General features: G+C 71.5%; 25 protein-coding genes and 1 pseudogene. 10 read left to right on the top strand and 16 right to left on the bottom strand.

Annotated features, from left to right (window positions below; translation table 11 throughout):
* Positions 1 to 36: 36 nt before the first annotated feature.
* On the bottom strand, positions 37 to 915 hold the full coding sequence (gene coxB / locus IPK81_07870) for a cytochrome c oxidase subunit II (protein ID QQS15002.1): 879 nt from the start codon (positions 913 to 915) through the stop codon (positions 37 to 39).
* Between the two features lie 301 nt (positions 916 to 1216).
* Here coxB and tldD point away from each other — a divergent pair, with 301 nt between their 5' ends.
* Positions 1217 to 2653 (top strand): metalloprotease TldD, encoded by a 1437-nt coding sequence (gene tldD, locus IPK81_07875; protein ID QQS14089.1) that lies wholly within the window; start codon positions 1217 to 1219, stop codon positions 2651 to 2653.
* Between the two features lie 6 nt (positions 2654 to 2659).
* Here the strand turns inward: tldD and IPK81_07880 are convergent, their stop codons facing one another.
* From IPK81_07880 to IPK81_07910, 7 genes are all read right to left on the bottom strand, one after another.
* Positions 2660 to 3205 (bottom strand): hypothetical protein, encoded by a 546-nt coding sequence (locus tag IPK81_07880; protein ID QQS14090.1) that lies wholly within the window; start codon positions 3203 to 3205, stop codon positions 2660 to 2662.
* Positions 3206 to 3277: 72 nt separating this feature from the next.
* Positions 3278 to 3655 (bottom strand): hypothetical protein, encoded by a 378-nt coding sequence (locus IPK81_07885; protein ID QQS14091.1) that lies wholly within the window; start codon positions 3653 to 3655, stop codon positions 3278 to 3280.
* Positions 3656 to 3759: 104 nt separating this feature from the next.
* Positions 3760 to 4611 carry a TauD/TfdA family dioxygenase gene (locus IPK81_07890; GenBank protein QQS14092.1) on the bottom strand — a complete coding sequence of 284 codons (852 nt, stop codon included), beginning with the start codon at positions 4609 to 4611 and terminating at the stop codon, positions 3760 to 3762.
* Positions 4612 to 4660: 49 nt separating this feature from the next.
* Positions 4661 to 5617 carry an AEC family transporter gene (locus IPK81_07895; GenBank protein QQS14093.1) on the bottom strand — a complete coding sequence of 319 codons (957 nt, stop codon included), beginning with the start codon at positions 5615 to 5617 and terminating at the stop codon, positions 4661 to 4663.
* A 27-nt stretch (positions 5618 to 5644) separates the two neighbouring features.
* Positions 5645 to 6457, bottom strand: coding sequence for an NUDIX hydrolase (locus tag IPK81_07900; protein QQS14094.1), 813 nt, complete (start codon positions 6455 to 6457; stop codon positions 5645 to 5647).
* 43 nt (positions 6458 to 6500) lie between these two features.
* Positions 6501 to 7526 (bottom strand): NADP-dependent oxidoreductase, encoded by a 1026-nt coding sequence (locus IPK81_07905; protein QQS14095.1) that lies wholly within the window; start codon positions 7524 to 7526, stop codon positions 6501 to 6503.
* A 91-nt stretch (positions 7527 to 7617) separates the two neighbouring features.
* On the bottom strand, positions 7618 to 8499 hold the full coding sequence (locus tag IPK81_07910; protein ID QQS15003.1) for a sterol desaturase family protein: 882 nt from the start codon (positions 8497 to 8499) through the stop codon (positions 7618 to 7620).
* Positions 8500 to 8779: 280 nt separating this feature from the next.
* Here IPK81_07910 and IPK81_07915 point away from each other — a divergent pair, with 280 nt between their 5' ends.
* The 4 genes and pseudogenes from IPK81_07915 (at position 8780) to IPK81_07930 (ending at position 11994) form a co-directional block, all read left to right on the top strand.
* The gene (locus tag IPK81_07915; protein QQS14096.1) at positions 8780 to 9337 is read left to right on the top strand and encodes a hypothetical protein; all 558 of its coding nucleotides are present in this window, start codon (positions 8780 to 8782) and stop codon (positions 9335 to 9337) included.
* Positions 9338 to 9436: 99 nt separating this feature from the next.
* Positions 9437 to 10816 (top strand): MmgE/PrpD family protein, encoded by a 1380-nt coding sequence (locus IPK81_07920; GenBank protein ID QQS14097.1) that lies wholly within the window; start codon positions 9437 to 9439, stop codon positions 10814 to 10816.
* Between the two features lie 70 nt (positions 10817 to 10886).
* On the top strand, positions 10887 to 11612 hold the full coding sequence (locus IPK81_07925) for an alpha/beta hydrolase (GenBank protein ID QQS14098.1): 726 nt from the start codon (positions 10887 to 10889) through the stop codon (positions 11610 to 11612).
* Between the two features lie 7 nt (positions 11613 to 11619).
* Positions 11620 to 11994 (top strand): annotated as a pseudogene (locus IPK81_07930) (DUF4406 domain-containing protein).
* Between the two features lie 159 nt (positions 11995 to 12153).
* On the opposite strand, the gene IPK81_07935 reads toward IPK81_07930, so the two are convergent.
* Entirely contained in the window at positions 12154 to 12897 is a 744-nt protein-coding gene (locus tag IPK81_07935; protein QQS14099.1) for an SDR family NAD(P)-dependent oxidoreductase, read from the bottom strand.
* Between the two features lie 123 nt (positions 12898 to 13020).
* Here IPK81_07935 and IPK81_07940 point away from each other — a divergent pair, with 123 nt between their 5' ends.
* The 3 genes from IPK81_07940 to IPK81_07950 are packed head-to-tail and all read left to right on the top strand — an operon-like array spanning position 13021 to position 14942.
* Entirely contained in the window at positions 13021 to 13533 is a 513-nt protein-coding gene (locus IPK81_07940; protein QQS14100.1) for a thioesterase family protein, read from the top strand.
* Positions 13530 to 14093 (top strand): thioesterase family protein, encoded by a 564-nt coding sequence (locus IPK81_07945; protein ID QQS14101.1) that lies wholly within the window; start codon positions 13530 to 13532, stop codon positions 14091 to 14093. Before IPK81_07940 ends, IPK81_07945 begins: the two co-directional genes overlap by 4 nt.
* Before the next feature lie 30 nt (positions 14094 to 14123).
* On the top strand, positions 14124 to 14942 hold the full coding sequence (locus tag IPK81_07950) for an AAC(3) family N-acetyltransferase (protein QQS14102.1): 819 nt from the start codon (positions 14124 to 14126) through the stop codon (positions 14940 to 14942).
* A gap of 18 nt (positions 14943 to 14960) precedes the next feature.
* Here the strand turns inward: IPK81_07950 and IPK81_07955 are convergent, their stop codons facing one another.
* From IPK81_07955 to IPK81_07985, 7 genes are all read right to left on the bottom strand, one after another.
* Complete coding sequence (locus IPK81_07955) at positions 14961 to 15737, bottom strand: enoyl-CoA hydratase/isomerase family protein (GenBank protein ID QQS14103.1); 777 nt, start codon at positions 15735 to 15737, stop codon at positions 14961 to 14963.
* 38 nt (positions 15738 to 15775) lie between these two features.
* A complete protein-coding gene (locus tag IPK81_07960; GenBank protein QQS14104.1) occupies positions 15776 to 16255 on the bottom strand; it encodes a GNAT family N-acetyltransferase in 480 nt (159 codons plus the stop codon).
* Positions 16256 to 16266: 11 nt separating this feature from the next.
* Positions 16267 to 16491: a DUF2783 domain-containing protein gene (locus IPK81_07965; protein ID QQS14105.1), complete on the bottom strand. Its 225-nt coding sequence runs from the start codon at positions 16489 to 16491 to the stop codon at positions 16267 to 16269.
* Position 16492: 1 nt separating this feature from the next.
* Positions 16493 to 18148 carry an FAD-dependent monooxygenase gene (locus IPK81_07970; protein ID QQS14106.1) on the bottom strand — a complete coding sequence of 552 codons (1656 nt, stop codon included), beginning with the start codon at positions 18146 to 18148 and terminating at the stop codon, positions 16493 to 16495.
* Between the two features lie 16 nt (positions 18149 to 18164).
* Positions 18165 to 19121, bottom strand: coding sequence for an MBL fold metallo-hydrolase (locus tag IPK81_07975; GenBank protein QQS14107.1), 957 nt, complete (start codon positions 19119 to 19121; stop codon positions 18165 to 18167).
* A 102-nt stretch (positions 19122 to 19223) separates the two neighbouring features.
* On the bottom strand, positions 19224 to 20240 hold the full coding sequence (locus IPK81_07980; GenBank protein ID QQS15004.1) for a serine protease: 1017 nt from the start codon (positions 20238 to 20240) through the stop codon (positions 19224 to 19226).
* A 149-nt stretch (positions 20241 to 20389) separates the two neighbouring features.
* Positions 20390 to 21169 (bottom strand): DUF1311 domain-containing protein, encoded by a 780-nt coding sequence (locus IPK81_07985; protein QQS14108.1) that lies wholly within the window; start codon positions 21167 to 21169, stop codon positions 20390 to 20392.
* Positions 21170 to 21274: 105 nt separating this feature from the next.
* Here IPK81_07985 and IPK81_07990 point away from each other — a divergent pair, with 105 nt between their 5' ends.
* Both IPK81_07990 and IPK81_07995 read left to right on the top strand, forming a co-directional pair.
* Positions 21275 to 21664 (top strand): hypothetical protein, encoded by a 390-nt coding sequence (locus IPK81_07990; GenBank protein QQS14109.1) that lies wholly within the window; start codon positions 21275 to 21277, stop codon positions 21662 to 21664.
* Positions 21665 to 21692: 28 nt separating this feature from the next.
* Positions 21693 to 23432 (top strand): TldD/PmbA family protein, encoded by a 1740-nt coding sequence (locus IPK81_07995; GenBank protein ID QQS14110.1) that lies wholly within the window; start codon positions 21693 to 21695, stop codon positions 23430 to 23432.
* Positions 23433 to 23497 lie beyond the last annotated feature (65 nt).

The following is a 23497-nucleotide window of genomic DNA, read 5'->3' on the forward strand; positions in this document are numbered from 1 at the left end:
GGACTCTAGGGATGCGTGATGGTTCCGGCGGCCGCGTCAGCGCGGCGCGACGGCGGCGATCTCGATGGCCGGCGCCGGAGCCGCGAAGCCGGCGGTCTTGCGCGCGGCCGACCACTTCTCGAACTCGGCCTTGGAGACCACCCGCACCGCGATCGGCATGTAGGCGTGGTCCTTGCCGCAGATCTGCGAGCACTGGCCGTAGAACACGCCCTCCTTGGTCGCCTTGAACCAGGTCTCGTTGGTGCGCCCGATGATGGCGTCCTGCTTGACGCCGAACGCCGGGACGGCCCAGGAGTGCATGACGTCGGTCGAGGCGACCAGGACGCGCACGTTGGTGTCGACCGGCACGACCAGCTCGTTGTCGACCGCCAGCAGCCACGGCCGGGTCCGCTTGTCGGCGTCCGGCAGCTTGGCCCAGTCGTCCTTCTTGAGCATGTAGCTGTCGAACGACACCACCTCGTTCTTGGCCGTCTTGAGATCATGGTACTCGTAGGTCCAGTACCACTGGTGGGCCACGACCTTGACCGTCATGCCGGCCTCGAAGGTGCGGTCCATGAAATACAGCAGCCGGAACGACGGAATCGCGATGCCGATCAGGATGAAGATCGGCAGCACCGTCCACGCCACCTCGAGCAACGTGTGGTGGGTCGTCTGCGAGGGGACCGGGTTGGCCGAGGCGCGGAACTTGACCATCACGTAGACCATGAGGGCCAGCACGAACAACGTGATGACCGTGATGATCCAGAGCAACCCCGTGTGCAGCGCGACCAGCCGCTCCATCACCGGCGTCGCCGGCTCGGACAGGTTCATCTGGCCGGGATGCGGCACGCCGACCGTTCCCTGGGCCAGCGCCGCGCCGGCCGAAGCCAGCGCCACGCCGATGCCGAGAAGCCCGTTCCGGACCGCCGCGCCCATCTTGCCGATCATGCCCCTACGCTCCCTCTCGACCATCGGCCGCGCCCCTCGACGGGGGCGCGCGATCCCCGGCGCCCGCAGCGCCGGGAAACGGCCGTTATCTAGCAGAACCCATTGGCGGACGTAACGCTTTTTCGGTCGCGGCCGCCGTGCGTCAGCCCGCCGCAGCGTGGATATCCCCGGCTTCCGGCGCCGCCTGCGCTCGTCAGTTTCGCGGTGCAACGCGACCGCGGCGACGACCGCCGGACGTGGACGTCGCGCCGGTCGCTGCCTATGTTCCCGGCTGGTCACAGGAGTTCCCATGTCCCAATCCCTCGCCACCGCCGACACGCTGTTCTTCGAGCGCGCGGGGCTCGACCGCGACCGCACCGTCGGCGTCGTGCGCGACGCCTTGGATGGCGCCGACGACGGCGAATTGTTCCTCGAGTACGCCCAGAGCGAAGCCTTGGCGTGGGACGACGGCAAGCTCAAGAGCGCCAGTTTCGACACCACGCAGGGATTCGGGCTGCGGGCCGTGTCCGGCGAGACGACCGGCTTCGCGCACGCTTCCAGCCTCGACGAGGCGGCGCTGCGGCGCGCCGCCGCCACGGTCAAGGCGGTCCGGTCGGGCCACGGGGGCACCGCCGCCGAGGGGCCGCGCGGCACCAACGCCGCCCTCTACACCGACGAGAATCCGATCGGCGGCGTCGCCTTCGAGGACAAGGTGAAGTTGCTGGCCGAGATCGACGCCTACGCGCGTGCCACCGAGCCGACCCTGCGCCAGGTCTCGGCCTCGCTGTCGGCCAGCTGGCAGGTGATCGAGATCGTGCGGGCGGACGGAAGGCGGGTCGCCGACGTGCGTCCACTGGTGCGCCTCAACGTCTCGGTGGTCGCCGAGCGCGGCGGCCGGCGCGAGACCGGCTCCTGCGGCAGCGGCGGCCGCACCCTCTACGGCGAGATCCTGAACCCCGACTACTGGAAGGACCAGACCGACGAGGCCATCCGGCAGGCGCTGGTGAATCTCGATTCGATCGACGCACCGGCCGGCGAGATGCCGGTCGTGCTCGGCCCGGGCTGGTCCGGCATCCTGTGGCACGAGGCGGTCGGCCACGGGCTGGAGGGCGATTTCCACCGCAAGAAGACCTCGGTGTTCACGCGCCTTATGGGCGAGCGCATCGCCGCGCCGGGCGTCACGGTGGTCGACGACGGCACGATGATGGACCGCCGCGGGTCTCTGACGATCGACGACGAGGGCACGCCGACCGGGCGCACGACCCTGATCGAGGACGGCCGCCTGGTCGGGCTGATGCAGGACCGGATGAACGCCCGGCTGATGGGGGCGGCGCCGACCGGCAACGGCCGCCGCCAGAGCCACGGCCACCAGCCGATGCCGCGCATGACCAACACGCTGATGCTGGCGGGCGGCCACAAGCCCGAGGAGATCATGGCCTCGGTGCCGCGCGGCCTCTACGCGGTGAATTTCGGCGGCGGCCAGGTCGACATCGTCAGCGGCAAGTTCGTCTTCAGCTGCACCGAGGCCTACGTGATCGAGAACGGCAGGATCGGCGCGCCGGTCAAGGGCGCCACGCTGATCGGCGCCGGCGCCGACGCGTTGATGCGCATCGGCATGATCGGCGACGACATGGAGCTGGATCTGGGCGTCGGCACGTGGGGCAAGGACGGCCAAGGCGTTCCCGTGGGCGTCGGCCAGCCGACCGTGCGGATCGACGCGCTGACCGTCGGCGGCACGCGGACGTGATCGGCGCTACCGCTTGCGCGAGACCTTGAAGGAGTCGGTGAAACGCAGGGCGGCGCCCTTCGAGCGCATGTCGGCGCCGTAGGTCGCCAGCAGCCGGTAGAGCCGGTCGCCGACCAGCCAGGTACGCATGACGACGCCCTGGCCGTCGTCGCCCTGGATGTCGAGCGCGTAGCCGTCCCAGCCCTCGAGCGTGACCGCCTCGTCGCGCAGATAGTGGAATTTGGGCCGCGGAAACGCCTTGTCGACGGCGCCGCGGCCGAGCTCGCGCGCGACCTCCTTCGAGTCGCGGCCGGCGAGCGCCTCCGGCTTGTAGTCGACATGGTCGAAGTCGAAGTTCTGCCGTTCCAGGCTCGCCTGCCACGCGATCCGCGGGCCGACGTGCGCCGGCTCGGTCGCCGACGCCACCGACCGCTCGACCGGCGACGGCATCTCGATCCGGAACGCCATGTCCGGCGGCACGACATCGGTCCAAAGCGGCGACTGGGCCGACGCGCGCGATGCCACGACGGCCGGCAGGGCGGCGAGGATCAGGCGGCGGGACAAATCGGGCATGGCGCGGACACTCCACGACGCGGCGCGCCCGCGACTTACCACGGCGCACGCCCGCCCGTCAGCCGCCGGCGGTCACGATGTCGGCACCCCGTCGGCGCACGCCCGCATCCGCAGATCGCCCTTGTCGCCGGTGCGGCGCGTCGTCCACACCGCGACCAGGGTCGAGCCGTCGGTCGCGACCCAGCCGCGGTTGGCGCCGTCGACGATGTATTTGGGATCGCCCGGCGGGTCGGTGCGCTCGCGCACCTCGATGCCGCCGTCGGCCGGCCGGAACCGCGCCGTCAGGCGCAGCGCGATCACCCGGTCGCCGGCGTCGTAGGTGCCGGCACCGACGACCTCGCTCTCGCCGCGCACCGGCTCGCCGGGCGGTTCGAAGCGGTAGACGACGCGGTCGATCTTGCGGTCGCCGCGCCAGCGGAACTCGCCGCAATACATGCGTGCCAGCGGCACAGCCTCAGCCGGCGCCGGGCCCTGCGCCACGGCGGCGGCATGCGGCGCGGAAGCCAGCGCGGTCGCGACCGTGAGGCGAGCGCGGAACGCGGCCCGTCCGCGCGTCAATTCACCCCGCGCAGCTTCGTGCCGGCGACCGTGATCCGGTGCATCAGCCGCCGTTCGCCGTGGTAGTCGTTGGCGGCGTAGTGCCATGTGGCGCGGTTGTCCCAGAAGGCGATCGAGCCCGGCGCCCAGCGGAACCGGCACGAGAACTCCGGCCGCACGGCGTGGCGGTAGAGGTGCTGCAGCAGCGGCTGGCTGTCCTCGACCGACCAGCCCTCGAAGCGCAGCGTGAAGGCCGAGTTGACGTACAGCGCCCTGCGGCCGCTCTCGGGATGCGCGATCACCACGGGATGGACCACCTCGCCTCGCGTGGCGTGGACGTTGCCGATGCGGCCGCCCTCGGTGTTGCGCGCGTTGTAGCCCTTGGCGCCGAACACGTGCTCGTCGGAATGCACCGCGTTCAGCCCCTCCAGCGTCCGCTTCAGCCCATCGGAGAGCGCGTCGTAGGCGGCGTACATGCTCGAGAACAGCGTGTCGCCGCCCTCGTCCGGCACCTCGCGCGCCAGCAGGATCGAGCCCATCGCGGGCTCCGGATCGTAGCTGTGGTCGGTGTGCCAGCCGCCGCCGATATTCGTCCTCTGCTCGGGCTCCTTGCGCACCTCCGCGATCTCGGGGTAGCCCTCGACCGCCTTGAAGAAGCGGTTGATGTCGATCGGTCCCCAGCGCCGGGCGAACGCCAGATGCTGTTCCGGCGTCAGCTTCTGGTCGCGGAAGAAGATCACGCCGTGCTCGGCGAAGGCGCGTCGGGTCTCCTCCCACTGCGCGTTGCTCAGCGACGTGACGTCGACGCCGAGCACCTCGGCGCCGCAGGCGCCGGACATGCGCCGCACGGTGATCGTCTCGTAGCCCATCGGTCCCTCCTCGCGTTTCATCGTATCGAACGCCCGCGCTGACGCGCGGTCAAGCGCCGACGCCCAGCAGCATCAGGGCGACCGAGACCGTGACGACGCTGGCCAGCGTCGACAGCACGACTCCGTTGGTCGCCAGCCCGACCCCGGCGCCGTAGCGCTGGGCGATCAGATAGACGTTGGCGCCGGCCGGCAGCGTGGCGTCGATCGTGGCCACGGTCAGCCACAGCGGGTCGAGCCGGAACACGTAGCGCCCCAGCACGTAGACCAGCGCCGGCAGGGCGACGAGCTTGACCGCCGCGCTCAGCATGCCCTCGCGCCAGTGGCCGCGGAATCCGACATGCGCCAGCGAGGCGCCGAGCATGATCAGGCCGCACGGCGCCGCCGCCTGCGCCGCCAGCGCCATGGCGCGGTCGAGCACCGCCGGCAGCGCCAGGCCGGGGACGCGCGCCGTCAAGGCGCCCCAGAGCAACCCCGCGAAGATGGCCGGCAGCACGGGATGCTTGAACATGGCCGCGGTGGCCGCCAGCAACGTGCGGCCGATGCCGCCGCGGCCTGCGCCCTGGCCGAGCTCGATCAAGAACGACGTCAGGGTCAGCAGGATCAGGGAATGCACGCTGATGATCATCAGCAGCGGCACCAGACCGTCCTCGCCGAACGCCAGCGTCACCAGCGGGATGCCGAGCCCGACGCCGTTGGAGAACGAGCTCGACAACGCCAGCACGGCGCGCTCCGGCGCGGCCATGCCGAGGGCGTAGCGGCCGACCAGCAGCATGGCGCCGAACACGCCCAGCGCGCCGCCGAAGAACGCCAGCAGGATCGACGGATCGAGCGTCTCCAGCCGCACCTTGGCCATCGACCGGAACAGCAGGCAGGCGAACAGTATGTAGAACGTGGCGTTGCCGAAGCCGCGCAAGCCCTCGGGCGAGAGCAGCGACGTGCGCCCCAGCGCGTAGCCCGCCAGCGCGATCACCAGCACCGGCGCCACGATGTCGAGGACGGCGCCCATGGCGGCGGCGCGTCCGGCGCGCCCGAGCTAAGCGCTTTCGCGCGCGACGCGGGTGATCTTGTAACCGGCGTTCTCGGGGATGGTCAGGAACTTCTTGCCGTCGAAATCCTTGACCACCGGCAGCACCGTCACGACCGGCCGCCGCCGCGACGTCTCGATCGCCGCCTCGACCGTGGGCGACTCGCCAAGCATCAGAAGGTTCTGGCGGGTCGGGAACACCATCGTGCGCTGGCCGGCGTCGGCCTCGGCGACGGCCTGGTTCGGCTCGATCCACACCGAGTCCACCGACTCCGAGCCGTCGTGCAACGCCACCTGGTCGGCCGGCGCGGCGGCGACGAAGAACCACGTGTCGAAGCGCTTCGGCACCATCGCGGGGGTGATCCAGTGGGCGTAGGGCACCATCCCCTCGACCACCAGCTCGAGATCCTCGGCCTCCACCATGTCGAGGATGCTGGCGTCGTCCTTCGCCAGCCGCTCGCGCCAGCGCGCCTCGATCGGCGCCAGCTCGGCGGCGCCGATCAGCGCCGCGGCGCCGCGCTTGCGGGCCAGCAGGATGCCGCACTCCTCGAACGCCTCGCGCACCCCGGCGACGCGGAACTTCAGCTCGGCGTCATCGACGCCGTCGGCGCCGGCGCAGCGCGCCCGCACCCGCGGATCGCCGTCGGCGTCCTCCAGCTTGCCGCCGGGAAACACCAGCGCGCCGGAGAACGAGTCGATCTTGTGGTGGCGCACCACCATGAAAACCTCGACCGCCGAGGCGCCGCCCTGCCGCCGCGAGGGCCGCAGCAGCAGCACGGTGGTCGCCGGCAGCGCCGGCGAGGGGGCCTTCTGTTCGCTCATCGCAAGTCCATCCTCGATTCCACCATCGTCCGCAGCCGCGCTTTCAGCCGCGCGTCGGATCGTCCGACACCTGCACCAGCAGCTTGCCGAAATTGCGCCCTTTGAGCAGGCCGATGAAGGCCTCCGGCGCGTTGTCGATGCCCTTCACCACGTCCTCGCGGTACTTGATCCGCCCCGCCTTCACCCCGGCCGGCACCTCCTGCCAGAACTCGGGCATGTCGTTGAAGTGGTCGCTGACGATGAAGCCCTTGACCAGCGCGCGCTTGACCAGCAGCAGCCGCCAGTCCGGGCCGGGATTGAGCCTGGTCTCGTTGTACTGCGAGATCAGCCCGCACAGCGGCACCCGCGCGAAATCGTTGAGCTGAGGCAGCACCGCGGCCTGCACCGCGCCGCCGACGTTCTCGAAATAGACGTCGATGCCCTTCGGGCAGGCCTCGCGCACCGCCTTGAACAGGTTCGCGCCGGCCGCCTTGTAGTCGACGCAGGCGTCGAAGCCGAGCTCGCCCACGACGTAGTCGCATTTGTCCTTGCCGCCGGCGATACCCACCGCGCGGCAGCCCTTCATCCTCGCGATCTGCCCGACCACCGAGCCGACCGCGCCGGACGCCGCCGACACGACCACCGTCTCGCCCGGCTTGGGCTGGCCGATACGCATCAGGCCCCACCACGCGGTCATCCCCGGCATGCCCAGCACCGAAAGCGCCGTGGAGATCGGCGCCGCCTTCGGATCGAGCTTCATGACGCCGGCGCCGTCCGAAACGGCGAGGCTTTGCCAGCCGCTGTACTCGGCGACGAAATCGCCCTCCTTGAACTTCGGATTCCGCGACTTGACCACCTGCCCGACGGTGCCGCCGACCATCGGTTCACCGAGGCCGACATTGGCGGCGTAGCCCTTGGCCTCGGCCATGCGGCCGCGCATGTATGGATCGAGCGACAGCCAGATGGTGCGCGACAGGTACTGGCCCTCGGCCGGCTCCGGCGCGGGCGCGTCGACGACGTCGAAATCGGCCGGCGTCGGTTCCCCGGCCGGGCGCGCCTTCAGCAGCACGCGTCGGTTCGTCTCGGCCATCGATCCCTCCATCCCGGCGGCGCGCAACCTATCAGAACGGCCATGGCGCGCCACCCGGCGGCGGCGCCGGTCTGCGTTGCGAAACGGGCCGTCAGGTCTCGCCGAGGATCTCTCGGACGCCGCGGGCGGTGAACGGTTGCGCGATCTGGCCGAGGAAGCCCTGCGCGATCTCGCCTTTGATGCCGATCTCGGCCGGCGGTCGGCGCGGCGGGTTGAAATACGTGCCGAACAAGTGGTCCCACAGCACCAGGTTCTCGCCGTAGTTCCGGTTGCCCTCGGCCGGATCGGTCGAGTGGTGCCAGCGGTGCAGGTTCGGCGTGTTGAAGACCAGGTCGAGCGGGCCGGTCCGCATGTCGACGTTGCAGTGCGTGAGCACGCCGACGAAGGCGGTGACGGCGGCGAACCAGACGTAGACCGGCAGCGGCGCGCCCAGCAGCCATAGCAGCGACTGGCTCAGCGCGATCTTCACAAACGTGTCGACGACGTGGAAGCGGCCCGTGTTGACGAACCACAGGCGGGTGACGCTGTGGTGCAGCGCGTGGAAGCGCCACATCAATCCCCATTCGTGCGCCAGCCGGTGCGCTGCGTAGAGGCCGAGCTCGGCGACGACCAGCGCGAGCGCCACCTGCGCGAACATCGGCCATTGCGAGGGCCACAGCGCGAACGGCGCCACCGAGGACGGCTCGACCACGCGGGTCGCCACCACCGTCAGGGTCAGGGCGACGGCGGTGGCGAGCTGGACCGCGCCCTTGTTCAGCAGCGTGTGCGCGAGGTCGACCAACGTCTGGCTGTCGTTGGCGAGCCACCGCCGCTCGTGCGGCAGGACGCGCTCCAGGCCCCCCAGCGCCAGCGCCACCGCCAGATACAGCGCGTTGAACCACAGCAGCGGATGGTCGCTCGCCATCGCGAAGGCGGTGCCGACGAGACCGACGATCATGGTCAGTGGCCACGCCGAATAGGATAGGATGGTCATCGGCAGGGAAAGCGGTCCGGCGGGCGTCGACATCGGGTCCTCGGGCGCGCTGGACGCCCGCGGGACCCTCCCGCCGCGACCGCGCCGGGCGGGATGTTGACCGAATCCAGGGCGCGGGGAAACGGCGATCGCGTCGCACCAGCCGTGACGCGTGACCGGGCGTTCAGCGGACACCCGCAAAAGTTGCTTTACCTTACACGATATCTCCGGTAGTAAGAGCGGTAGAGGCGTCGGGATCCTCCAACGATTGGACAACCTTCGACGACGGGACGCGAACGGCATGCGACCACCGATGCTGGAAGTTGCGGCCGACCTCGCCAAGGCGCATGTGCCGATCTACCGCGAATTGCGGCGGCGCTTGGCGGAGGATGGTTTCACGCGCGTGAGCAATCGTCGCCTGCGGAAGGCGGCCGCGGACGAGGTCGTCGCCGGGATTTGGTTCTCGAAGAAGCGAGGGCGCGTCTCGTTCGACATCACGGCATCGGTGCACGTCCAATGGCGGCGCGCCGACGCCAAACCCCGCGCGACCTACGACGTACCGGCCCTGATCGCCAGCGACGACTCCGACGTCGCGGAGCCCTGGTCGGTGACGTTCGACGCAGGATGCCGTGCCGACGACGGCATCACGCTCCTGATTTCGCGGCTCCGGGCCGACGCCCACCCGTTCATCGATCGACATCGTTCGCACGACGCGATCGTGGCGACGGGGCGCGCCGACCGCTCCGTAGCCGGCGTTGGCGACCGGCGCCGGGGGTCCCTCTGGCAGGGAGAGTTCGACTTCCCCTCCAGAATGACATGCTCCACGAACTATCCGGAATTCCTCACCGACGGCAGATGAAGCCGGCGCGACAGGAACGCCATGTCGCGTCCGTTTGCGCGCACACCTGAATTGCGACACCCTTCCACCCCTCGACGCCAGACCACCGGAGCGACCACCGTGACCGAAGCAGCGAGCGCCGCGACGCCGACCGGACCAGCAGACGTGACCGCCGCTCTGGCCGCGAAGGCCGCCGGACTGCGCTACCAGCACCTCTCGCCGGAAGCCCGCACGGTGGCCAAGCAATGCGTGCTCGATTTCCTCGGCGTCTCGATCTCGGGCATGGACGAGCCGCTGACCGGTATCCTCAGCGAGGTCGCGGGCGAGGACGGCGGTAGCGCGCGCTCGACGGTGATCGGCCGCGGCGAGCATGTCGGCATCGCGACGGCGGCGCTGATCAACGGCGCCATGGGCCACGCGCTCGACTACGACGACGTGCATCTCGGCATGGGCGGTCACCCCACCGTCCCCGTGGCGCCGGCGGTGCTGGCGCTGGCCGAGGCCCGCGGCCTGTCCGGGCGCGACGTCGTCACCGCGTTCGTGGCCGGGCTCGAGACGGAGTGCCGCATCGGCCGCCTGGTCGGCCCCAGCCACTACGCGGCGGGCTGGCACAACACCGGCACGATCGGCGCGTTCGGCGCTGCGGCGGCCTGCGCCAATCTGCTGGGCCTCGACGCCGAGCGCACGCGCCACGCGCTGGGCATCGCCGGCACCCAGGCGGCCGGGCTGAAGAGCGTGTTCGGCACGATGTGCAAGCCGCTGCACGCCGGCAAGGCGGCGCAGAACGGCGTGCAGGCGGCGCGCTGGGCGGCCAAGGGCTTCACCTCGCACCCCTCGATCCTCGACGTCCCGCAGGGTTTCCTCGCGACGCAGTCGACGACGCCGCGGCCGGCCGAGGCGCTGGCCGAGCCGGAGGGCGGCTTCCACATCCCCGCGACGCTCTTCAAGTACCACGCCGCCTGCTACCTGACGCATTCCAGCATCGAGGCGGTGCGGACGCTGAAGGAGCGCTTCAAGCTGACGGGCGAGGAGGTCGAGCGCGTCACGCTACGGATCGACGAGGGCCATCTGAAGGTCTGCGGAATCCCCGAGCCGCGCACGGGTCTGGAGATCAAGTTCTCGCTGCGCTTCACGGCGGCGATGGCATTGGCCGGCCGCGACACCGCCAACGACAGCGTCTACACCGACGAGCTCGCGAACGATCCGGCGCTGGCGGCGCTGCGCGACAAGGTCGCGATCGAGACGCGCCGCCACGACCGCCACAGCGCCGCCGAGGTGGTGATGCGCCTGCGCGACGGCCGCGAGGTCAGCGAGACCACCGACGTCGGCGAGCCGATGGCCGACCTCGACGCGCAATGGCACAAGCTGGCCGCGAAGTTCCGCGCGCTGGTGGCGCCGGTGCTGGGCGCCGAGCGCACCGAGCGGCTGGTCGCGGCCTGCCGCGACCTCGACTCGGTCGAGGACCTCGGCGCGTTCATGGCGATGACGACGCGGCACTGATCGCCACGCGGAAATCGCCGGGCGCGGGCGGCTCGACGCGCGCCACCGCCGGCGCCATCATCGCGCGCCGATGACGACGCCCAGCCCCCGCACCTTCGTCTGCCTGCCCGGCGCCTGGATGGGCGGCTGGACGTGGCAGTTCGTCGCCGCGCGGCTGCGCGCCGCCGGCCACGCCGTCCACACGCCGACGTTCCGTGGCGTCGGCGAGCGCGCCGCGGAGCTCGGGCCGGATATCAGCAACGACACCTGCGTCGAGGATACCCTGGCCTGCCTCGCCGACAGCGACCTGCGCGACGTCGTGCTGGTCGGCCACAGCTTCGGCAGCCTGATCGCGCAGATGGCGGTCGACCGCGATCCGTCGCGGGTGGCGCATCTCGTGATCCTCGACGGCGGCATCGCGCGCGACGGCCAGTCGATCTTCGGCCGCATCCCCGAGCGCATCGCCGCCAAGCGCCGGACGCTGGCCTACGAGGTCGGCGGCGTGAAGGTGCTGCCCTTCGCGCCGGTCGGTAGCCTGATCATCGACGATCCGGCGCTGGCGGCGTGGACGCACGAGCGGCTCACGCCGCATCCGCTGCGCTGCTACACCGAGCCCGTGCGCATCGCCAACGGACCCGGCAACGGCCTGCCGATGACCTACATCGCCTGCGTCAAGCCGCGCTATCCGGTCTCCGCCGGCAACCACGAGCGGGCGCAGGCCATGCCCGGCGTGCGGTTCCGCGCGATCGAGGCCGGCCACAACTGCGTCATCTCGGCGCCCGGCCTCGTCGCCGACGAGCTCCTCGCGGTGCCATGAGGCCGGTATGACGGCGCGGCTCATGATCCTCGTCGCCGGCCCCTGACGCTCCGGCACCCGCGGCGATCCCGACCTCATCCAGCGCACTCTCGACGCCATGGAGGAGACCGCGCCGCGCGTCTTCCGCCTCGGCCATCTGCCGGCGCCGGGCGAGCGGTTCGCGCTGCCGCCGCTGGAACGCGCCGGCTCGACGCGGATCGGCGACGCGGTGTTCGACCAGATATTCCACCCCGTGGCCCGCGAGCGGATCGGCAAGTGCGACACCGTCCTGCGCATCGACGGTCCGTCCGCCGGCGCCGACGACATGGTCGCCACCGCGCGCCGACTGGGCAAAGCCGTGTTCACGGAACTCGCCGAAATTCCGCTCAGCGCGCGTTCGTAGGACGACGTCCGGCCGACCGAACGCGAACGCAGGTCGCGCGTCCATCTGTCATCCCGAGCGTAGCGAGGGATCTAGGCGCCTCCCCTGGATCCCTCGCTACGCTCGGGATGACAGATGGGGCGATGCGGCGTCGCGCACGGCGCCTCCAGTGATCGCGTCCTAGAAGCTCTCCTTGTACGGCCGCAGGTCGACCTCCTGGGTCCAGGCGCTGCGGTGCTGGCCATGGATGTGCCAATAGGTGTCGGCGATCGCGTCGACGTCGAGCAGCCCGTCCGGTCCGGCCTGCTCGCGGCGCGCCGGCATGCGCGAGATCAGCCGTTCGCCGTCGATGCCGCCGTCGACCACGACGTGGGCCACATGGATGCCGGCCGGGCCGAACTCACGCGCCATGGACTGGGCGATGCCGCGCAGGCCCATCTTTGCCGCCGCGAAGGCCGCGAAGCGTGCGCGCCCGCGCAGACTGGCGCTGGCGCCGGTGAAGATCACCGTGCCGCGGCCCAGGGGCGCGAAGCGGCGCGCCGCCTCGCGCGCGAACACGAAGCCGGCGAAGCACCCCAGCCGCCACAGCGACTCGAAATCCGCGACGCTGAACTCGCGCAGATCGCCCGACATGTTGTTGCCGACGTTGAACACCGCGACCTCGGCCGGCGCGCCCTCGGCGTCGTCGGCCATCGCGCGGTCGAACAGCGCCGCCACGTCGGCCTCGCTGGTCGCGTCGGCGACGACGGACGCGGCCGAGCCGCCGGCGGCGCGGATCGACGCCGCGACCTTGTCGACCTTGGCCGCCGTGCGGCCGGCCACGATCACGTGGTAGCCCTCGCGCGCGAACCGCCGACCCACCGCCGCGCCCACGCCGCGTTCCGCCCCGACCCCGAGGACCAACGCCTTCTTCGCCTTCGCCATTTCCCGCCTCCTGTTCCGCGGCGGCATCCTGCGCGCCGCCGCGCCCGGTACCAACCGCATCCTCCTCATGGGGCCATCAGCGCGGCTTGCGCGAAGCGCGCCGCGTTCTGTAGGGTCCGCGCCATGACGGACCTGCCCTATCCGATCGAGGAACTCGATCTCGCCGCCCCGCTCGACCGGCACCGCGACGTGGTGAAGCCGGAATGGATCGACTGGAACGGCCACATGAACGTCGGCTACTACATCGTGGCCTTCGACAAGGCGACCGACACGCTGTGCAAGCAGCTCGGGGTCGGCTTCGAGTACACGCGCGACAAGATCGGCATGACGTTCGTGCTGGAGGCGCACGCCACCTACGACCAGGAGGTCAAGGAGGGTGATCCGCTGCGCATCACGACGCAGATCCTCGGCCACGACGCGAAGAAGGTGCACTACTTCCACACCATGTACCACGCCACCGAGGGCTTCGTGGCCGCGACCAACGAGCTGATCCTGATGAACATCGACTACGCCACGCGCCGCTCGGCGCCGTGGCCGGCCGAAGCGGCCCGCCGCCTCGATCTCATGGCGGCGGCCCACGCGACGCTGCCGGCGCCGGAGAAAGCCGGCCGTGTGATCGGGCTGCGCCGGAAATGACCGCGACCGCCACGCCGCGCGCCGTCCGCCCGGCCGTGCCGGAGCCGATCGCGCTCCTGCCGTACGAGCTGCCCGAGCTCGACACGAGGGCGCCGCTCGACCTGCACCGCGCCACCGTGCCGCCGGAGTGGGTCGACTGGAACGGCCACATGAACATGTCGCGCTACCTCGAGGCGTTCGATTTCGCCTCCGGCGCGTTCACGACGCAGATCGGCATGGGCCGCCGCTACGTCGGCAACAAGCTGGGCATGACCTTCGTGCTGGAGGCGCACATCACCTACGACCGCGAGGTCAAGGGCGGCGACGACCTGCGCTTCACGACGCAGCTGCTCGACCACGATTCCAAGCGCCTGCACCTCTTCCACCAGATGTACCACGCGCAGCAGGGCTTCCTCGCGGCGACCTGCGAGCTGATGATCATGCATATCGACCATGCCACGCGCCGGCCGGGTCCGTTCCCCGCGCAGACGCGGGAGCGTCTGGCGCTGATGGCGGCGACGCACGGCGGGCTGCCGCGGCCGGCCAAGTCCGGCCGGCTGATCGGCATACCGAAGCGCTGAACGCCGGCCGGCGGTGCTACACTCGCCGCCATGTCAGAGGCCAATCTCGTCGCCCGCACCGGGGCCGCCCCGCCGACCGTCGAGACCCTGGCGCGCGACCTCGCCGCGCTGGGCGTGGCGCCGGGCGACGTGCTGCTGGTGCATTGCGCGCTGTCTTCGCTGGGCTGGGTGGTCGGCGGCGCGCCGGCGGTGGTGGCGGCGGTGACCCGCGCCGTCGGCCCCGACGGCACGATCGCGATGCCGACCCAGAGCGGCCACCTCACCGACCCCGCCGAGTGGCAGGCGCCGCCGGTGCCGCGCGAATGGCTGCCGGTGATCCGCGCCAACATGCCGGCGTTCGATCCGGCGACGACGCCGACCCGGCGCATGGGCGTCGTCGCCGAGAATTTCCGCACCCACCCCGGCGCGCTGCGCAGCCGCCACCCGCACGTGTCGTTCGCCGCCCGCGGCCCGCGCGCCGCCGAGATCACCTCCGGCCACGGCTACGACGACGGCATGGGCGAGAACTCGCCGCTGGCGCGGCTCTACGATCTCGACGCCTCCGTGCTGCTGCTGGGCGTCGGGCACGCCCGCAACACCTCGCTGCACCTCGCCGAGCACCGCGCCGCCTGGCCGTCGAAGGAGCGCAGGACGGTCGCCGGGCCCATACTCGTCGACGGACGCCGCCAGTGGGCGACGTTCTCCGACATCGATTTCGACGACGGCGATTTCGACGACATCGGCCACGCCTACGAGATCGCGACCGGCGCGGTCGCGGTCGGACCCGTCGGCCGCGCCACCGCGCGGCTGATGCGCCAGCGCCCGCTGGTCGATTTCGCCGCCCGCTGGATGGCCGCGAACCGGCGATAGGCCCGCACGGCGCCCGCCTCAGCGGCCCTTGAACACCGGATTGCGCTTCTCCGCGAAGGCCAGCATCGCCTCGCGCGAGTCCTCCGTCGTGCCCAGCTCGGCGGTCATGTTCTGCTCGAAGCGATAGCCGTCGCGCAGCGTGGTGAACTCGATCGTGTTCAGCGAGTGCTTGGCGTACTTCATCGCCACGGGGCTCTTGCCGGCGATCTGGCGCGCGAACTCCATCGCGGTGTCCATCAGCTTGTCGAGCGGCACGCAGGCCTCGACCACGCCCAGCCGGTAGCACTCCGCCGCCGGCACGCGGTAGCCCGTGAACATCATGCGCCGCACCAGCGAGTGCCGGCCGAACAGGCGCATGGCGTGGCGGCCGCCGCCCATCAGGCCGACGTCGATCTCCGGCAATCCGATCGCGGCGTTCTCGGCGGCGACGAGGATGTCGCAGGACGCGGCCACCGCGAGGCCGGCGCCCAGCGCCACGCCGTTGATGGCCCCGATCACCGGCTTTCGGCATTCGACGATGCTGTGGAAGCACTCCCGGGCGCGGCGGTTGTGGCCCCATTGCTCGCCCGGACCGCGCACCTGGCCGGCTCGGCCCTTGATGTCGGCGCCGGCCGAGAACGTCTTGCCGGCGCCCGTCAGCACGGCCACGCGGATGTCGTCGCGGTCGCTGATCTCGTCGAACACCGAGATCATGTCCTCGTGGAACTGCCGGTTCTGGGCGTTGACCGGCGGGTTGTCCATCGTCACGACGGCGATGAAACCGGACACATCGAGCTTCACGGTCGCGCGTTCCATGGGGTGTTCCTCCTCTATCGTCGCGGGCGGCGTCTTGCTCAGTCGGCGGCGAGGCGCGCCAGCGCCTCGCCGCGCACGCGGTACGGCAGCCACGTGTCGATATGGGCGCAGCCCAGGGTCTCGTAGAAGCGCCGCGCCGGATTCCAGTGCAGCACGTTGAGGTCGATGCGGCCGTAGCCCTCGCGCGCGCATTCCCGCGCCAGCGCCGCCATCAGCGCGCGTCCGACGCCGGCGGCGCGGACGTCGGTCTCGACCCAGATGTCCTCGAGGAACACGCCGCGGCGCGCCTCCCAGACGGAGTAGTTGAAGGTGTAGAGCGCGAAGCCGACCGGCCGCCCGTCGAGCTCGGCGATCAGCGCGCGGAACTTGGCGTCCGGCCCGAAGCCGTCGCGCGCGAGGATCTCCGGCGTCGCCTTCACCGCGTCGGGCTCGCCCTCGAACGTCGCCAGCGCGACGGAGAAGCGGTGGATCGTGCCGGCGTCGCCGGCGACGGCGGCGCGGACGGTGACGTTGGACATGTTGCGCCTCGCTATGTCGATCGGCCGGCGGCGAGACCGCGCCCCGCGTCGCGGCGCGCGAGGTCGACGGCCTCGCGGATCGCGGCCTCGTCGCCGACATGGTTGGCCAGCAGCAGGATCAGCTTCGCCTGGAAGGCGCGCGCGCCGGCGTCGTCGAGGTCCTTGTGGGCGTCGACGATCAGGTTGTAGACGTCGTCCGGCCGGGCGAGGTTGAGGTCGGTCTTCAGCGCCGCCATGTCAGCCTCCCGTCGCGCGGCGCAACGCCGCCGCCACCGCCGCCGCGTCGCCGCGCCGCCAGCGCCCCGCCACGACCTGGTCGGGCCGGACCAGATACGAAGTACCGGCGCGCGCGCCGCAACGCCGCACCAGATGTCCCTCGACGTCCCGCGCCGCCGTCCATCCGGCGGCGGAGGCCGCGCCATCCGACACCAGCAGGCACACGGCAGGCGATGGCGCCGACGCCAGCCGCTCCGGCGCGCCGCGCAGCGCCGCCGGCGGCGCGCCGTCGGAATCCGCGAACGCGACCAACGCGAAGCGGCCGGCGACCGCTTCGACCGCCCACGCCGCGCCGCCCTCGAGCGGCGCGTCGACGAAGGCGTCGCCGGGTGCCGGCCCGGCGGTCCAATCGTCGTCGACGTCCGGCGTGTGCAGCGGCGAGACCGGCATCGGCGTCGGCCGCGACAGCCGGCCGCTGTTGACCATGGCGCGCGCGAACGGCGCGTCGCGGGCGAGGTCGAGCGCGGCGTCGCGGAAATCCAGCGCCGCCGGGAATTTCGGCGTGATGAAATCGGTGCTGCGCGTCGATTGCCTGATGTTCTCGCGCGCCGCCTGGGCGCGTTCGATGGAATAGCTCTCCAGCAGCGACGCCGGCGCGTCGCCGCGCGCCACCAGCGCCAGCTTCCAGCCGAGATTGTCGGCGTCCTGCGCGCCGGAATTGCCGCCCCTGGCGCCGAACGGCGACACGACATGCGCGGCGTCGCCGGCGAACACCACGCGGCCCTCGACGAACCGCGGCAGCATCCGGCACGAGAAGCGGTAGACGCTGGTCCACTCGTGCTCCCACACGGCGTCCCGCCCGAACATCACGCGCAGACGGCGGTCGATGTTCTCGACGCGCCGCTCCGCCTCGGCGTCGGCGTCCGGGCCGAGCTGGAAATCGACGCGCAGCACGTCGTCGGCCTGGCGGTGCAACAGCACCGAATTGTCGGGATGGAACGGCGGATAGAACCAGTATTTCCGCACGTTCGGCAGCGCCGCGCGCATGCGGATGTCGGCGATCAGGAACTGGTCGTCGAAGGTCTCGCCCTCGAACGGCAAACCCATCATCGTCCGCACCGGGCTGCGGGCGCCGTCGCACGCCACCACCCACGCGGCCCGCAGCGCGTAGCGTCCGTCCGGCGTCTCGACGTCGAGCGCGACGTGGTCGTCCGCCGGCCGCACCGCGACCACCTTGTTGCGCCAGCGCAGATCGACGCCGCCGACCTCGGCGATGCGCTCGATCAGGTACTGCTCGCAGTAGTACTGCTGGAGGTTGATGAAGGCGGGGAAGCGCTGGCCGGGCTCGGGCTGGAGGCCGAAGCGGTAGACCGGCCTGTCGCCGAGATAGACCTCGCCGGTGTCCCAGGTCACGCCCTTCGCGACCATGCGGTCGGCGACGCCGAGGCGGTGCCAGATCTCGAGCGTCCGCTGGGCCTGGCAGATCGAGCGGCTGCCGACGCTGACGGTGTCGTCCTCGTCGACGACGACGACCGCGACACCCTTCAGCGCCAGGTCCAGCGCCAGCGTCAACCCGACAAGCCCGGCGCCGACGACGACCACGGGCGCGACACCGCCGCCGCCTTTCAGCTCGGGAGGCGGCGTGTAGGCGTATCTCGGATAGGCGTAGCTGGCCATCGCCGGACGCGCCGGCTCAGGCGCCCTGCTCGAGCGCCTTCCACATCTCGATGTCTCGCTCGGCGGTCCAGATGCGCGGATGCTCGACGCCCTTGGCCTCGTCGTAGGCGCGCGTCACGTCGAACGGCATGCAGTGGTCGAAGATCACCCAGTTGCCGTAGCGCGGCCGCATCGCCGCCAGCGCCGCGTCGTAGGCGGTCTTCAGGTCGGCGCCGGAATCCGCCCGGCGCTTCACCTCGGCGTAGAGCTCGGCGATGAAGGACTGCGTGCTGGCGAGGCCCGATTCGACCGCCGCCGGCGTGGTCAGCGCGTCGCCGCGGCCGGGCACCAGCGCCTCGGCGTTCATGTCGCGCAGCGTCTGCAGCGTCGCCGGCCAGTCCTGGAAATAGGCGTCGCCGGCGTAGGGCGTGGCCGCGAACTCGACCAGGTCGCCCGAGAACAGCACCCGCTCCTGCGGCAGCCACACGATCGTGTCGCCCTTGGTGTGGCCGCGGCCGGCGTGGATGATGTCGACCTGCAGCTTGCCCATCCACAGCGTCATGCGGTCCTTGAACGTGATCGTCGGCCAGGTCAGGCCGGGGATCGAATCGGCGTCGCGGAACAGCCGCGGAAAGCGCTGGAACTCCGACTTCCAGTCCTGCTGGCCGCGCTCGACGATCAGCTCGCGCGTCGCCTCGCTGGCGATGATGTGCTGCGGCTCGTAGCCCGACGCGCCGAGCACGCGCACGGCGTGGTAGTGCGTCAGCGTCACGTAGCGGATCGGCTTGTCGGTGACCGTGCGGATGCGCTCGATGACGGTGCGCGCCATAGCCGGCGTGGCCTGCGCGTCGACCACCATGACGCAGTCGTCGCCGATCACGATTCCGGTGTTCGGATCGCCCTCGGCGGTGAAGGCGTAGGCGTGGTCGCTCAGCCGGCTGAAGGTGATCTTCTTGTCTTCGAGATCCGCCTGCGATGCGAAGGCCCTGGCCATCGTCGTCCCTCCGTTACGCGGCGCGGCCGGGGGCGTCCGCGCCATTGGGCACGATGGTAAACGGCATCCGCCGCGGCGAGTCAACGCGCCCGGGACGCGGTCTCAGAGCGAGCCGTCGAGCTTCAGATAGCGGTAGCGGTCGACCGACCGCACGACCACGTCGACCACGATGCCGTCGCGCTCGACGCCGAGCGTCACGGACGTGCCGCCCGGACCCAGCGACCAGAGCTTGCGGTAGAACTCCGCGATCTCGTCGACGTCGACGCCGTCGACTCGGCGGATCAGATCGCCGCGCGTCAGCCCGGCGCGCTCCGCCGGGCTGTCGGGCGCGACGTAGGCGACGGCGAGCCGGCCCGGCATCTGCTGCGTGTAGACGCCCAGCCACGGCCGCGACGCGCCGGCGCGCTCGCCGCGCTTCAGCGTCTCGAGGATCGGCTTCAACTTCTCGACAGGGATGAACATGTTGCCCGGTAGGACGCCGCCGTGGGCGCGGTAGGCGTCGCCGACGAACAGCGAGCCGATGCCCAGCAGCGCGCCGTCCTCGCCGATCAGGGCGGCGCCGCCGAACGAGCCGTAGGGCGGCGAGGTGAAGACGGCGTTCTCCAGCAGGTATTCCCAGTAGCCCGCGAAATCGCGGCGGTCCGTGACGATGGCGCGCTGCGCCGCCCCGGGGCCGCCGTGGCCGGCCACGGTGACCACGTCCTTGAACTTCAGCGCCGCCGAGTCGCCCAGGCTGAGCGCCTTGGCGCGCAGCGGCAGCGCCGTGCGCACCAGCCCGAAGCCGGAATCGAAATCGTAGGCCACGATGCTGGCCGAGAGCCGCCGTCCACCGGCCTCGACGACCTCGACCGAGCGCGCCTCCATGATCAGGTAGCCGACGGTCAGCACCAGGCCGTCGTCGTCGACCAGCACGCCGTGGCCGGCGCGCTCCGTGCCCAGAGTCTCGGCGGTGCGGGCGGAACGCGGCACCTCGGCGCGCAACGACACGACGGCGTCGAGCGCCCGCACCACGGCGGCGGAAAGCGGCTTGCTGTCGTCCGGCGGCGCGTCGCGGCCCGACGGCGCGCGCGTCTGCGCGGCGGGCGAGCTGGCGACGAACACCGGCACGAGGCTGGCCATCGCGATCTTGCGCAGTTTCGATCCGGGTTCGCGCGCCATGCCGTCCTCCTCGTCCGGAGAAGAAGCGTCGATGCCGAAGCCTACCACACGCCGCGCCCGCCCGGCAGCGGCCGACGGTGAACGGCCGGTGACCGCCTCGCGTTCCACGATCAGCGTGGGTTCCGTTCCGTGCGGAAATACTCGCCGGAGAAATAGCCGCGGGCGCCGCAGAACATGCGGCAGGTCTCGTTCTCCTGGGCCTCGACCTCGAAGCCGCCGGGAATCGGCGTGATCTTGACGGCGCAGCGCTTGGCGTCGTCCGGCTTGTCGTCGTTCTCGTAGACGTCCATCACCAGACCGTCGCCGGCGGCGCGCACCTTGCCTTCAAGGCCGCAGGAATGCGCCGTCGGACCGTTGGTGGTCGAGATCTCGCCGAGCCACTGTCCGCCGAGTCGGCGCAGGCGCAGCGCGCCATACCAGCCGTCGCCGCCGGCGGTGTACCGACCGGAGAAATCGCCGGACAGGCCGGGACTGCGCGCGCCCGGCGCGCCGGGCACCGTCTCGCGCGTCGGCATGTCGAGCAGCCACGAGATGCGGTAGTTGTGCATGATCTCGAGGCACGACGCGATCCAGCCGCGCATGTCCGGCGGCGGCATCGGCGCGCGCGGGCCGTTCTCGTCGAGGCATCCCCTGTCGCGGGTCGTCAGCCAGTCCGCCTGGTCGCGCGCCAACGCATCGCGGTCGGCCGGGGTGCGTCGGCTCTCCAGCGCCTCGCGATAGGCCCGCGCCAGGGTCCGGTCGGCCTCGCCCAGCGACGCCTCGGCGCAGATCATGCGCTCCACCACGGTCGCCGCGCGCCGGCAGTCGAAGGACGGATTGGATTGCGCGTGCGCGCCCGCGGCGACGAGGGCGGCCGCGCAGATCGCGGCGGCGATTCCCATAGGGTACATGGACGCTCCGTGGATCGAACTGCGCGGGATCATAGGGCGGGCGCCGTCGGACCGCCAACGCTTGGCCGTGCGCCGGCCGGGCGGGTCGGCTATGGTGCGCGCGCCATGGCCGACCCCTACCATCGCCCGCCCACCGCGAACGACAATCCGCCGCCGCTGCCCGATCCGGCGTCGCGGCCGGACGCCGTCGGCATGGCGGCGCGGCGGCCCGGCGCCGAGCTTCCGTCGCCGCCGAAATGGTGGGGGCCGATGCCCAAGCTGGAGGGCCCGGTCGCCTCGGTCGTGCGCTTCGTCTGGAACATCGCGATCTCGTGCGTGATCGCCGGCATCGTCGCGCTGTTCGCGCACGCCGTCGCGGTCGAGGTGGTCGAACGCTTTTTCGGTCCACCCGGACCGGGGCTGCTGCGCGGATTGTCGCTGGGCGGCTGGGCGCTGGGGCTCGGCTTGGCGGCGGTGCTGGCGCTGTCCTATTACCTGGATGACGACGCGGCCTGAGCCGCGCGGAAAATAGAGAGTCGAGCGTATGGCGAAGTCGAAGAAGAAATCAGCGGCGAAGAAGAAGCCCGCCGCGAAGAAGGCGGCGGGCGCCAAAAAGGCGGCCAAGCCCGCGAAGGTGAAATCCGCCGCCACGCGCGCGCCGGCGAAGAATAGCGCGAAGAAGCCGGCCGCGAAGAAGGTGGCGGCACGCAAGCCCGCGGCGGCGAGAAAGCCCGCGGCGGCGACAGCGAAGGCACCGGCCAAGGCGAAGACGACCGTGAAACCGGCGCCACGGACGCCAAAGGCGGGCAAAGGCGCGGCCGGCGCGAAGCCCCTCGCCCCGCCTGCGCGGGGAGAGGAGGCAAGAGGCGCCGTCCGGAATACGACGCCAGTCGCGGGGCCCTCATTCGTCGCCCGATCCATCGCCACGCGCGACGCCTCCGACCAGCCCGCCGGCGTCGATCCCGGCTTGCTGCAGGACCTCATCGGATGGGCGCGCGCCGCCGGGGCGGACGCCGCCGACGCCATCGTGGTCGCCGGCACCAGCCTGTCGGTGGCGCAGCGTCTGGGCGTGCGCGAGAAGCTGGAGCGCAGCGAGGGCCGCGACCTCGGCCTGCGCGTGCTGGTGGGCACGCGTCAGGCGATCGTCTCGTCGACCGATTTCGCGCCCGCCGGCCTGCGCGAGCTCGCGGGCCGCGCCGTGGCGATGGCGCGCGCCGTGCCGGAGGATCCCGTGTGCGGGCTGGCGCCGGAGGAGCTGCTGGCGCGCGAGCGGCCCGAGCTCGACCTCGACGACGGTCGCGAGCCTTCGCCGGAAACGCTGATGGGTTGGTGCGCCGAGGCCGAGGACGCCGCGCGCGCCGTTGCCGGCGTCACCAACTCCGAAGGCGCCGAGGCCGGCTGGGGTCGCACCGCCGTCGCCATGGCGATGTCCAACGGCTTCACGGGCGGCTATGCCCGCGCCGGCTACTCGTTGTCCTGCGCCGTGCTGGCGGGCGACGGCACCGCGATGGAGCGCGACTACGACTGGACGACCGGCGTCTACGTCGAGGAGCTCGAAGCGCCCGCCGCGATCGGCCGCAAGGCCGGCGAAGGCGCGGTGAAGCGCCTCAATCCCGGCCGCATGGCCAGCGGCAAGGCGCCGGTCGTGTTCGACCGCCGCGTCTCCGGCGGTATGCTCGGCCACCTCGCCGGCGCCATCAACGGCCGCGCCATCGCCCGTGGCGCCTCGTTCCTGCTCGACGCGCTGGGAAGCGACGTCTTCGCGGCCGGCGTCACCATCGTCGACGATCCGCACCGCCGTCGCGGCTCCGCCTCCAAGCCGTTCGACGGCGAGGGCCTGCCGACGACGCGGCGCGCCATCGTCGACAAGGGCCGCCTGACGACGTGGATCCTCGATCTGGCGGCGGCGCGGCAGCTCAAGATGGCGCCGACGGGGCACGCCGCGCGCGGCGTCTCCGGCCCGCCCTCGCCCTCGACCACAAATCTGCACATGGAGCCGGGCCGCGACAGCGTCGGCGACCTGATCGGCGACGTGGCGGACGGACTTTACGTGACCGAATTGATCGGCTTCGGCGTCAACGGCGTGACCGGCGACTACAGCCGCGGCGCCGCCGGGTTCCGCATCGAGGGCGGCCGCCTGACGACGCCGGTGTCGGGCATCACCATCGCCGGCAATCTCAAGGACATGTTCCGCGCGCTGACGCCGGCCGACGATCTGCGCTTCAAGGGCGCGGTCAACGCGCCGACCATCCGGATCGACGGCATGACCATCGCCGGCGCCTGAGGACGGGCGCCCGATCCCGGCGGCGCCGCCGCCGCCCGTCGCGCGATCACTTCGCCGCGCGCGAG

The sequence above is a fragment of the Rhodospirillales bacterium genome, assembly GCA_016699855.1.
In the GTDB taxonomy this organism is placed as follows: Bacteria; Pseudomonadota; Alphaproteobacteria; order Reyranellales; family Reyranellaceae.